9 protein-coding genes and 1 pseudogene are annotated in these 11589 nt (G+C 52.3%); 2 read left to right on the top strand and 8 right to left on the bottom strand.

What is annotated here, in order from left to right; translation table 11 throughout:
• Positions 1 to 253: 253 nt before the first annotated feature.
• Entirely contained in the window at positions 254 to 1621 is a 1368-nt protein-coding gene (locus ACR0IK_RS12435; RefSeq protein WP_480641720.1) for a hypothetical protein, read from the bottom strand.
• Positions 1622 to 1917: 296 nt separating this feature from the next.
• Between ACR0IK_RS12435 and ACR0IK_RS12430 the strand changes: the two genes are divergently transcribed.
• Complete coding sequence (locus tag ACR0IK_RS12430) at positions 1918 to 2091, top strand: hypothetical protein (RefSeq protein ID WP_480597105.1); 174 nt, start codon at positions 1918 to 1920, stop codon at positions 2089 to 2091.
• Positions 2092 to 2159: 68 nt separating this feature from the next.
• Here the strand turns inward: ACR0IK_RS12430 and ACR0IK_RS12425 are convergent.
• Positions 2160 to 2677: pseudogene (locus ACR0IK_RS12425) on the bottom strand (IS6 family transposase).
• Positions 2678 to 3177: 500 nt separating this feature from the next.
• On the opposite strand from ACR0IK_RS12425, the gene ACR0IK_RS12420 reads away from it, so the two are divergent.
• Complete coding sequence (locus ACR0IK_RS12420) at positions 3178 to 4716, top strand: TrkH family potassium uptake protein (RefSeq protein WP_480641719.1); 1539 nt, start codon at positions 3178 to 3180, stop codon at positions 4714 to 4716.
• Positions 4717 to 5099: 383 nt separating this feature from the next.
• Here the strand turns inward: ACR0IK_RS12420 and ACR0IK_RS12415 are convergent, their stop codons facing one another.
• The 6 genes from ACR0IK_RS12415 to ACR0IK_RS12390 all read right to left on the bottom strand — a co-directional run bounded on the left by ACR0IK_RS12415 (position 5100) and on the right by ACR0IK_RS12390 (position 11581).
• The gene (locus ACR0IK_RS12415; protein ID WP_480641718.1) at positions 5100 to 5420 is read right to left on the bottom strand and encodes a hypothetical protein; all 321 of its coding nucleotides are present in this window, start codon (positions 5418 to 5420) and stop codon (positions 5100 to 5102) included.
• A 102-nt stretch (positions 5421 to 5522) separates the two neighbouring features.
• On the bottom strand, positions 5523 to 6893 hold the full coding sequence (locus tag ACR0IK_RS12410; RefSeq protein WP_480597097.1) for a sensor histidine kinase: 1371 nt from the start codon (positions 6891 to 6893) through the stop codon (positions 5523 to 5525).
• Positions 6880 to 7557, bottom strand: coding sequence for a response regulator (locus ACR0IK_RS12405; RefSeq protein ID WP_480597115.1), 678 nt, complete (start codon positions 7555 to 7557; stop codon positions 6880 to 6882). The genes ACR0IK_RS12410 and ACR0IK_RS12405 overlap by 14 nt, the downstream gene beginning before the upstream one ends.
• A gap of 113 nt (positions 7558 to 7670) precedes the next feature.
• Entirely contained in the window at positions 7671 to 8198 is a 528-nt protein-coding gene (locus ACR0IK_RS12400; RefSeq protein ID WP_480641717.1) for a roadblock/LC7 domain-containing protein, read from the bottom strand.
• Positions 8199 to 9035: 837 nt separating this feature from the next.
• A complete protein-coding gene (locus tag ACR0IK_RS12395) occupies positions 9036 to 10538 on the bottom strand; it encodes an ABC transporter transmembrane domain-containing protein (RefSeq protein ID WP_480597091.1) in 1503 nt (500 codons plus the stop codon).
• Positions 10535 to 11581, bottom strand: a complete 1047-nt coding sequence (locus ACR0IK_RS12390) for a P-loop NTPase family protein (RefSeq protein ID WP_480641716.1) — start codon at positions 11579 to 11581, stop codon at positions 10535 to 10537. The genes ACR0IK_RS12395 and ACR0IK_RS12390 overlap by 4 nt, the downstream gene beginning before the upstream one ends.
• Positions 11582 to 11589: the final 8 nt, after the last annotated feature.

Here is an 11589-nt window from a genome sequence, read left to right as displayed (position 1 = left end):
GGTGGCTCCTTTCCTAGCAGTCGATGACAACTGCACTTTGGCACATTCGATGCCGGTGGAGCAGGAGCCACCCACCTCATCCGGAATGGGCCGTCCGCGTCGGTGTGCGATACCCATGGCTCAAAATCCTGCGTTCGCTGCGACGACGGCCCTTAGCCCAACAACGACATCCATTCACTGCACTAAAGGCACGGCTTTCGCTAAGCGGCAGCTTCGTCTGCCAAAGCGGTCATGCAACTGTCCTTGGTAGAAGTTAATCACCTTTCTCCGATTCCTTGATTTCCTTTGCAAATCTACCCGGCCATGGAACTGTGAATGAATCCCAGATATCCGCTTTGTTTTTCTGTTCCTTCATCTGTGCCATGACGAGCGTATCGCCATTGCTGCGTAGATTGATCAATCCATAGTGCGTGTCGGTGCTGGATACGGCACGGGCGAGCTCAGTGGAAAACAACAGTGGATGTGATCCTCTCGTATGTTTTGCAATAGCGCCGACAGCGTCAGCCATAGGGTGATCAAAAGACTTGTTATCTCCGGAAGAAAAGACATTTGCCTGAGGCATCGTTTTCTTCAGAAACTCGACGTGAAAATCTGAAGATCCATGATGGCATGCTTTGGCAACATCCACCCGAAACGGGTTGCTGCTGCCATAGTGTTTCATCAGATGTTGTTGAGCTGGGATGTTCAGATCGCCACCAAGAAGAATGGTGTGTTTGCCAAACTTGAGCTTTAGAACGATGGAATGACCATTCCGCGTGTGTGATGAGCTTGGCGCTGGATCGTCATCGGCGATGTCGTGGGCATCCGAGAATGCGACATACTCAACGCTCCCCGACTTTTTCGTCGGTACTGGTCCCAGAACCTCAACGTAAAGCTTGTCGTCGTCGTTCCGGGTATAGCCTGGCAACTCCTCGTTTCTGATCGTGATGCGCTTTGCGTTTCCAAGACGACCGTCGTCTTTAGCGTCCAGAGCAGCCTGCCAGAACTTCCGGAAAGACGACATGAGATGACCGCCGTCGACAAGGTTTTTTGCCTGAGTAAGCGTGTCGAATGACTCTGTAACCGTAAGTCGGCACTCTCCATCTATGGTTCGATTTTTTAGCTTGCCAAGATCAAAATCCGTGCCAACCGGTAGATTGTCGTCATCATAGCGAATGATGCCATTGTGATAGATCGTTCCGACTTCAAATCTTTCATCCTTGAGAATTGGAGTCAGACCGTTGAAGTGATCGTAGTCGGGATGACTAACAACCATGGCTTTAATCAGTACCTTATCACCTGCCTTCAAGATGCGGCGGTAACGGTGTTTCATGAATTTGAAGAAATTGGCGTTGGGACCTCCATCCACCAACATGATCCCTTCGGGAGATTCAATGATAGCCCCATCGCCTTGGCCTACGTCCACAAAGAATGTTTTTAGTATCGGGGTATCACGTACATCTTTCTCGCGAACCCAGCCTCCGGGCCCCTTTCCAAGGGAGTCTACTTCAAGCCAATCACCGTCTGTGTCGGTAACTTCCAGAATCGATCCCATCAGCACATGGTTGACCTTTTTGGCGTTGCTCCTTGCCGATTTTCTTATGATGGTTTCCGGCTGATCCCCATAGACAAATGTAGGCATTATAATTTCCTCCCGAAGTATGCCATTGATTACTGCATGTTTTGCATCCCAAAATTATTTTCGCCCCGGTTTCCAATATACTACGGCTATGACAACTTGTCTTTTTATGCCCTTTATGGCGCATTGCGGCGCCGGTAGAGCAGAAACCACCCGCTCCATTTTCTGAGGGCTCGGATCAGCGGTTGCGCAGATGTGCCGGGTGGGTAGGGTGCGTCCAGCGAAGGAGGGACATTCAAGCCAACTAATGAACGAACAGGTGGCCAAGTGCCGCAAGAAACTTAACTAAGGAAATAATTATGAAGAGGCCAACGGGCATTCACCGTACAAAGCGCCCATTCGGTGTCGAAGATGACGTCTGGGTCGATGACAGCGGTATGGGGTACGACATTCCGGAATCTCGCTACCGGGCAAATCGTTATGAGCCACCAATTGAGAGTTTACCCTGGCATCCAGCAGAAGACGTCGAATGAACTTCAATTCATGCGCGGGTATTGCCAAATTGTAGGTTGATGTCCGAGAAAACCGTTTGGCCGTTTGATCAGATGGCCATTTCCGTGGTGTAGTCTGCCCACAGGCTGAAAGGGTCGGCTCTGGCTTGGCGGTAGTTGGCAGCGGAGAGTTTTTGGCGACGAGAGCAAAAGATCAGGTTGATTTGACCATGGGCGGATAGAAACTTCTGAGCGTTTCGGGTCGGCCTGTGCGACACTTCGATGGCGTTGTTGAGGACTTTGTGCGCCCGTTGGTCCGAGTCCGGGGCCAAGACCTTTAACGGTCTGATTTAACTGCGTAATTTGTCGGTTATTACAACGCGAGGTTGACCGTACTGAACAATCAGCCGGTTCAGAAATTGCTTTGCCGCTCTGGCACTTCGCCTGGGTTGCACAAGAATGTCCAAAACGTTGCCGTCCGCATCGATAGCCCGCCAAAACCAGTGCTTCACACTGCGCTCGGCAAGCAGATCTTTGTCATCAGCTGTGCTCATGTTGAACCGGTGATAGACCAGACAGCGTAGGCAATAATTTCACGCGGGACGCGAAAGCCTCTTAGGTGAGGCATGGAAGCCGGTACGATCACAACTTTCGGAACGTGTGCACCCTTGAATGAGATCGTCACGATTGGCTCCGGTCAAAACACGGGACGCCACTAGCACGGGACGCCACTAGCACGAGATACTCGTCTCAGACAGAGATGCCGAAAGTTTGTGACAAAGCCCTGCGGTGGTCGCCATCACCGTCGCCATTGAAAGGTCCGGCCCGCGCACCAAAATGACCATAGCCCGGCCCATCGCCACGGTGCCCATTGGGTAGCTGCCATGTTTTGAATGCTGAGGGTCGTAAACATGGCAGCTACCACAACCGCAACAACCAACAACAAACCGACCACGACACCGGAAACCATCGTCCCGGTGGATTACAGGCAGATGACGTACTAAAAATCAATTTGGACCAGTTAGATGAGGCCGCTCACAAGGGGCACTTGCTTTTCAGATTTTTGATGTTCGTGAAAAGCGCGAGAAAACTTGGCTCTTGCACACTCAGGTTACCCAAGTGCGGAGCGTGAACAGCGAACTGGTTTTCTGCCACCAATATAGCCAAACGTTTGAGATCAATACTGGTGCCGCATCAATATTGAACAAATCCTACATGTCGAAAGTTACACCAATTATCCACATTACCGCGCTTCTCGCCAGCTGCATGGGGTGCCTGATGATCATTTGCGGGCTCGTGGACCAACATTTTGAATTCTCGCCAATCAGTGCGCTGACCAAAAGCGGTCTGGCAATTGCGTCCACGGCATTGCTCCTCGCTATGGCCACCTCGCGACCTGAAATTACCACTATAAACCGCAACCAAGCCTACGCGTTGACTGTAGTGGTTTGGGTCGCGCTTCCGATGTTTGGTGCAGTTCCCTTATTACTTGGCATACAGCAGGCTGGAATTACGGAAGCCTATTTCGAAGCGGTTTCCGGTATGACCACAACTGGTTCAACGGTGTTTCATAATCTTGAAGTTCTGCCACCCGGGATTTTGCTGTGGAGAGGTGTACTTCAATGGCTGGGCGGGCTTGGTATCGTCATCGTTGCAATGATATTCTTGCCAATTATGCGTGTCGGTGGCATGCAGTTTTTTTTGACGGAAGGGTTTGATACTCAGGGCAAATTGCTCCCACGTACGCTGGATATAGCTAGGTCGCTGCTGGCGATTTATGTCTGTTTCACTGCGACTTGTGCGGCTGTATACGCCGCAATGGGAATGTCGACACTGGACGCTGTCGTTCATGCCATGACAACGATTTCAACAGGCGGGTTCTCGACGACTGATCAATCCTTCATACGGTTTGAAGGAGCGCTGGAATATGTCTGCATCATTTTCATGGTTGCCGCCAGCTTACCGTTTATACGTTTCGTTCAATTGGCGAGGGGGAGCGCCCAACCTTTATTGAATGACCCTCAAGTTAGAGGTTACCTTCTGGCAATACTTGTCCTGGTCACAGTCTTAGTAGCTTTTCGGATGGCGACGAGTGACGAGCCGTTTTCTGAGATCGTTCGTGAGTCGCTGTTTAACGTAGTTTCGGTGATATCAGGCACTGGGTACGCTAGCGAGGATATCTCTCAATGGGGTAGTTTCGCTCTATCGCTCGTATTGGTCGCTGGATTTTTGGGAGGTTGTACCGGCTCTACAGCTTGCTCGGTCAAGATATTCCGGTGGCAGGTAAGCTTGGCGGCGATTGCGATCCGGATCAAGCGAGTACGCTATCCGAACGTTGTTAGCCAGCCAATGTATGGCAGGAAGAAGCTCTCAAAAGATGTAGTCGAGTCTGTCGGGGCATTTATGACCCTCTTCGCGGCAACAGTGTGGTTCGTAGCCACTGCGCTTTCGTTAACCGGCCTGACAATCGAGACCTCCTTCACCTCTGCCTGGACCGCAGTGGCTAATATTGGTCCTGCTTTTGGTCCAAAGGTGGAAAGCTCAGGCTCACTCGAACACTTTAGTCGAGCCGCCAAGTGGATCATGATTTTCGGAATGATCGCAGGGCGTCTGGAATTGCTTTCATTGTATGTGCTTTTCACTCGACGATTTTGGGATCAATGGTAACGGGTTGATACATCAACCCGCGTTGCATTTGCTCACAGACCAATACAATGCATCGAAAGCCCAGTTTATCTGAGGTTTTGGTACAGCAGTAGGCATATTCTGGTGGAATCGTAGCGCCCCCCTTTAGTGGGCTTTGACGTTTTAAGGGGGGCGCTACTTTGGCCGAGGAAGGCTTGCTTACGAGTGAGTGGCCCGCGTCTTCACGGAACCGATGACACCCTTTCGGAGGGGTACGAATGCTTCCTTGACCAGGTGTTTTGAGTTCTCTCGAACGATGTTTGCATTGTGAGCGGTTGAATTTTCACAGTGTTTTCACCCAGCTTACATTTTAGAAATTTTTCAACCTGTCTATCTCTCAATCCACGAGCAAGCCAATGTTGCGTCTAACTTTTTTCACAGTGTCCGTGATCTTCAGTGGCAGTCGCTCCATGGGTGGATAATTCATAGGTCATGGTTGGAAAATGGAGGGCCAACGTCCAGACTTCGTCGGGTTTGATATGGATGAAAGTCACCCCGTCAAGGCCGTGTGCAACGGAGGCCGGGCCTTCTGCGCCCTGAACAATCATGCGCGCTTCCGAGAGGTCTCCGTTCTGAAACACCTGAATCTCCTCTCCAGATACATCCGATGTGCATCTAAATTCAGTTTCTTCGGCAGTGGCCGCGGATGCCGACATGATCGCTACCAAGATTACGGCTTTATTCATCTTTGTATTTCCTCATTTTCTGGAATTGGCTTTTTTGGGTTTGAGTGATCCCGCAAGCGGATGGACCCAAAAGGTGGTATGGAGTGTTTTTCTTAATTGTACTCAAGCGGCCGCGAGGGTTCTTCCAAAGCTCACGCAAACCCTCAAACCCGGTTCGTTGTCCTCCGCAACGACCATTGCTCCATGCCGCACAGCAACAGCCTTTACGAGGGATAAGCCAAGCCCGTTTCCCGCTTCGTTTCTGGCACCGTCTGCCCTGAAGAATGCGTCAAAAACCTTGCTGATTTGAGACGGGGGAACTCCCGGTCCATTGTCTTCCACAACAAGCTCGACGCAATCGGATTTGGCCATCAGGGAGATCTTGATCCAAGAGCCTGAAGGGCAATACCGGAGTGAGTTGTTTACAAGATTGACGAGCAACTGCTTCAGCATGTTTTCATCGCCTCGGATCAGTACCGTATCGGCGTTATACTCTGCCGAGATGTGTTTTTCCTCGTCTATCGCAACTGGATAGAAAGTTTCGACAATGTCTTCGACGATTGCGCTCAGGTTCACTGTCGCAAAGTGGTCCTTGTACCCGCCAGTCTCAATACGAGAAATTCTCAGGATCGTGTCGAAGACAGCGCTGAGACGTTTCAGTTCGCTTTCCAATTCGTAAAGCGTTGGGCGCGGGTCGCCGCCATACTCGACTTCGCTATAGACCCGCTGCAATGCCAAAAACCCATGGGATAAAGGCGTCTTCAGGTCATGAGCTATCGTGACCGCGGTTGTTTGCGTGCTGATGAGCAGACTCGACAGCCGGTCGAGATGCCGGTTTATCAAACGGGAAACCCGATCAATCTGGTCGTTTGCTTCTGAAATGGGCAGGCGAATGTCTGTGTCCCCTTGTGAGACAAGATCGAGGGTTCGCTCAATCCGCTGGAGTTTGCGATAGCTTTGCGAACTGACGTAGTATCCCAGCCCCATAACGGTGGCTGTCGTCGCGAGCGTCAGTAACAACAATCCTTCCCAAAGCGTCGTCAAAGCATGATTGAGTGATGTCAGGCTGCGGGCGACCACCGTGCGATAGCCAAGATAGTCGGAGACGTGAAGCAGGTAGACAGGAGCAGCCCCACCGATCGCCACGAAATCCGGATCCACCTCATGCCAGCCATTTTTGTCGGGTACCTTCGCGACAGATCCAGCAAGTGCCGAATTGTGTTTGTCAAACAGCGCGATCATGTGAAGCCCGGATCGATTGGGACTGTTCAGATGTTCAATCGCCCGCTGAACTGCGTCTGCGCCACCGTCCAAGAGTATCTCGTGAAGCAGAAGTTCTTCTTCAAGGATTTGTTGTTCGAGGTTAAGGCGGAGCCTATCTTCTAGCGCCAAGTAAGCCGCGTATCCGAAAATGGCAGTGATAATCCAGACCACCAGCGCAGCGTAACAAGCTGTCCGGAAAGGGGCACCTGAGAAAATGCTAGCGCGGTCCATGAAGACTATATCCGACATTTCGAGACGTATGCAGAAGAGGCGTGTCAAAGGGCTTGTCAATCTTTGACCTCAGCCGGCTGATATAGGTTTCGATTACGGTCGAATTCGGGTCGAAATTGTAGTCCCAGACTTGTTCCAGAAGCATGGTACGGGTCACGATCCGTCCTGAGTTTCGCATTAGAACTTCAAGAAGCGCGAACTCACGCGGCAACAATTCTATTGTCTCATTTTGTCGCTTGACGACCCTGCTGAGCAAATTCATCGAAAGGTCGTGGACGTGAAGTTCGGTCGTTGTGACCCCGGCAGAGTGGCGTTTGATAATGCTATACAATCGCGCAAGTAGTTCGGAGAAATGAAAGGGCTTCACCAGATAATCATCGGCTCCCTCAGTCAAACCCTCGACTCTATCCTGAACATCTCCGATCGATGTGAGGAACAGAACAGGGGTCTGCTTCTTGGCCGCCCGCAGAGCTTTCAGAACGGAAAGACCGTCCATTCCCGGCAACATTCGATCAAGGATGATGGCATCACAGTCATTATACAGGCAGTAGGATAGGGCATCGCGACCGTCTTCGTACCACTCCACACTGAATCCGTTGGCTTGCAGGCCTGAATAGACGAAATCAGCGGTTTTTTTGTCGTCTTCTGCTACGAGTATTTTCATTCTGTTCGCCTCCCAGACAGTCGGTGCCTGTTCCAAGAAACGTGACCGATTCAACCGTAGACAAGACCCAGCCATATCAAGATGGCCGAGTCCATTTGGCAAATGGTTGCAGACTAGAGGCTCAACGTTTCTTCGACCGCTTTGACCTGCAGTCTTGCTAGTCCCAGGTTTGCCGATTTCTTGTCCAATGCGACATACACAAAAATATTGGGATTTTTTTCCAGCGGGCGGACAAGGTGAAACTGCTTACCCAGCGTGATCAGAATGTCTTCGATGGAATCGTTGAGCTTTAGAGCTTCGATAGCCTGCAGTTTTGCGCGAACCACTTCAACATTAGCCGCGCCGGCTGTTTCGAGATCAATCTTGGAGCCGCCCTCCGTGCCGAGTATGAGGCCGGTGTCACTGTCGACGAGACATGCTCCTAACAGACCTTTTATTTCACCGAGTTTCGAAATGTCTAACGACATGATTGGCTCCTTTTTTACCTTGGAATTGTTTGCCTGACCCATACGCGGCTTCCGAGGGGCCGGGCGGTTCAGATCGTTTGCGGGTGGAATGATGATGGTGTATTTTTGAACCAGGCCAGCCTTTTCACCGAACCTGGAAATCACAGAGGCTATGTTGCCCTTGGGTTTTGGCATTAGTTATCCAATCACTGTGATTGTGGGAGTGGCATACCCAAGCGCAGCTTCACCATTTCGGACTGCGTGAGCGCGGAGGAACAATCGGTCGAACAGTCCGTCGTCTAAGCAAGGAAGAGTTCTAGCTTGCAGCGTGTTGTGACACCTTGAACCCAACGTGACTTTTGAATTGGGTGTGCCAGGATTTTGGGAGCGCTTTTGGGCTTTTCCCAGAATACTCAATGCGGAAACTGTGGCGAGGGACAAGTATTGGGCGTGGCTGGCCGAGGCAGCAACCGCACCTTCAGAACTTATGAGGAACGCGGACCACAGATGCCCGATTTCGAAGGCCACGCTGGCCAATGTGGATATTATTAGGCTCAGCATTGCATCCCCGCCTCATTACTCAACAATCAAGCGGTGACCAGAACATTGGGGGTATTAACTGACCTTTCGGTAAACTTAAAAATCTGAAAGATTTAGGGTTTTGAAAACTGGCCTATTGATCTTTATCGATCACAACGCAAAAGGGGACGGAACTCGCATTGGTCGCTGTAGTTCGCCTTCGAGAACGGCTCATCGCGGGTGCCCGGCTTTAGGGTTGGGTGGCCGACCGCCTTGTTTGTATGGTGATGAATCCGAGTGCCGGATAAATGCAATTCACCACATTAGCGACACGTACAAAAAAGACCTCAGAGTAGGCCTCCGTTTTCCTAAACATAACGGCGGACTACTTCAGTGGGGGAGGATCAAGTCAGGGGCCAGGATCGCGTTAAGAGGTTTTCTGCCCCGTAGGCACGGCTTATCTCGGCAACGGTGAGGTAGGGCTCAATTGCCCACTTCGGTGTTGAGCCCAAATTATGTGGCAAGGAATTCACGATAAGTTGCTATTTTTGTGGCGAGTTGCCACGTCTGCGATGACCTCATTGCTTTGCACGGTGCACTGCGAACAAGGATTATGTCTGGCTTCTGGAGGACAAGGCGAAGGCAAGAAATGCGAAGCTTTTGATCAACAGTTAGATTGGCGCCACGCTCCGCTAGTTTGAATTCTAAGCCGCCTATTTCATGAATGATGTATTGCAGGGAAACGCTCTCAGCTGCCCTCGTGATTTCTTCATCTGACGGTCGTTGGCGCAGACCCAGCGTTAACGCGCGTCGCAGGCTTCCTTTCAGGATTAGTGGCTGGTCAGTGAGAACGCCGACAGATCGGCGCAGGCTTCCGGGTGTTAATCGTGCAACATCTTTGCCATCAAGTTTCAATGAAATGTCCCCAGGCGTTGCGTTTCCCAACAATGCGACTTCGATCTGGTCCATCATTGAATTGGAGATGATCGCTTGTTTCCCTGGCAGCACCTTGATCTTTGGGCCATGCATTGGCTTGATTTCAATCGAAAACGGTTTCCGTCGCAGACGGGTTTCGGAATTGCGGGCTGGGGCCAATGGGCGGCCAAGCGCGCGGGACAGATTGAAATGGGCCACCCGATACTTCGCCGCATGGTCGCTTGATGTCATCGCATTGCGAAGCGGCCGGACCATCAGCCCAAGCGCCGCCAATGCGGCTGCAATTGTTCCTGAAGACAAACCGCCATACCCGCCAATGGACAAGACTATACCGGCGGCGACAGCGGCTGACAGATCGGGAACAGCCTTTCTATATTCGCTGAGGCTGCGGAGGGTGCGGGCCGCATCTGCAACCTGCTCTGCCCGGCGATTCAGTGATTTCATCTCGATGCGCCGCCGTCCCAATGCCGAAAGCCTCGGTGCAATTGGCAGGCGTTCCGTTACATCTGCGGCTAGCAAAGAACGGCGTTTTCGCAAATTTCGATGCGCTTCCAAAAGTTTGCTCTGTGTTAGAGGAGCACAAATCGCCGAGGGGAGAACCGCGCACATCGCCACCCAGGCAAACCGATGGTCAAGATAGATCAGCACGGCCGTCGCCGCTGGCAGCAGGACAGCAGCTTGGACCAGCCTCGGCAAACCAAGACCGGGCCAGTCTTTTAACGCCGCCAGATCGCCAGTAAAGCGCAAGACGTGGTAACCCATGCGCCGTTGGTCCAGTTCAATCTGATCGCTACGGCTTGCGTGGTCGAACAGCCTCAGACGCACGTCCTTGGCATAGTCCTGGCCCAAACGTTCCGCGAGCGTCCGGAAAGCCAATTGCAGCAGCGCGCTGCACATCCCGGCGCCTCCGACGACTGCAATGGGAAGAACGGGCAGGTCCGATCCATCATGGAACGCGACAAAGGCGGTCCGCGTTGCAATGGCCACCGCTGAAAGAGCGGCGGCCTGCAAAATGGTCGCGCATAGGATCCAACCAAAAAGGCAGCGTCTAGGACCGTCAAAAAGCCCCGGAGGGGTCATGCTGCGTACCGTGTACGATCGACCCCGGCACGCACAGCCAATGTGTTTGCATATGCTGGATCGAGAAGTTGGCCTCGGGTCAGAACCTGAACACCCGTTGCGGTATGCGCTTCTTCCACTGCCATAGGGGAGCATGACAGCATCCCTGTCAGTGCGATGGGTCGAATGCCGTTTCGGCCCAACTCAGTTACACCCCCTGCGGCTGCAACCGCATCGGCACAGGCAAAAAGATACTTTGAAAACCGGTCTCGGACTGACGGATCAGCCAGAAGTGCAGCTGTTTCCCGCTGAAATATGCCATCCGCCAGTTCCATCACCGCGATGTCGCAGCCGAGGGACTCCGACTCGCCCAATAGCGTATCGATACCCGCAACGATGCGCGGCAAAGGCGCAAGATAGGTGGTGACCATACCTGCGTCTGTAAAATCGGCGACGAAGGATGCACCGGCATCAACAAAGGAATTGTAGTCCCCGAACGCGCCAGTACCCGTGCCTTTGAGCACCGCCACCTTCCATCCAGCCTTTGTCAGGCCGTGGGCCAGGGCAGCCGTTGCGGTTGTTTTGCCCGAGTTCATCGCGGTACCGACCACGCAAATCACCGGAATCTGTGCGGGATCTAAACGCTCTGGCAAGGCGAAGTCGCCTGTATTCAGAACGGCCCCGTCTTTTGACGTGATACGCCCTAGCGGTTGAATGCGTGTCGGAGGTTTGATGCGCTCATTGCGATGCACCATGCGCCCAAGGCATCCTCCGCCCGCCAGCATATCGCTGCCCTTCTCATCAATCTCGGCCAGTCCTTCAAACTGGTCAGGCGCGTACCGTGCGCCGCAGGGCAGCACAACAAGATCACCTGGATATAGTGTTGAGGGACGACCGGCTGGCAACTGAATACGTTGGTGGTTGCCGATCGACGTCACTCGGCCAAGGATCAGGTCCCCCGGTTTTGAATGCTGGAAATCCTGGCGCAACCCGCTTGCCAGCGCCTTATCAATGCGTCTGGTTGCAAAGCACCATTTTGCGCCTTTAAAGATATGATTTTCCATAATTAATC

The sequence above is a fragment of the Ruegeria sp. BF7 genome (genome assembly GCF_056538605.1).
This window is presented reverse-complemented; position numbering and strand designations above follow the sequence as displayed.

Excerpts from the sequence above, each read along its gene's own strand:
- ACR0IK_RS12435 (WP_480641720.1), bottom strand. The coding sequence starts at position 1,621 with ATGCCTACATTTGTCTATGGGGATCAGCCGGAAACCATCATAAGAAAA.
- ACR0IK_RS12390 (WP_480641716.1), bottom strand. The coding sequence starts at position 11,581 with ATGGAAAATCATATCTTTAAAGGCGCAAAATGGTGCTTTGCAACCAGA.
- ACR0IK_RS12400 (WP_480641717.1), bottom strand. The coding sequence starts at position 8,198 with ATGCCAAAACCCAAGGGCAACATAGCCTCTGTGATTTCCAGGTTCGGT.
- ACR0IK_RS12395 (WP_480597091.1), bottom strand. The coding sequence starts at position 10,538 with ATGACCCCTCCGGGGCTTTTTGACGGTCCTAGACGCTGCCTTTTTGGT.
- ACR0IK_RS12410 (WP_480597097.1), bottom strand. The coding sequence starts at position 6,893 with ATGGACCGCGCTAGCATTTTCTCAGGTGCCCCTTTCCGGACAGCTTGT.
- ACR0IK_RS12415 (WP_480641718.1), bottom strand. The coding sequence starts at position 5,420 with ATGAATAAAGCCGTAATCTTGGTAGCGATCATGTCGGCATCCGCGGCC.
- ACR0IK_RS12430 (WP_480597105.1), top strand. The coding sequence starts at position 1,918 with ATGAAGAGGCCAACGGGCATTCACCGTACAAAGCGCCCATTCGGTGTC.
- ACR0IK_RS12405 (WP_480597115.1), bottom strand. The coding sequence starts at position 7,557 with ATGAAAATACTCGTAGCAGAAGACGACAAAAAAACCGCTGATTTCGTC.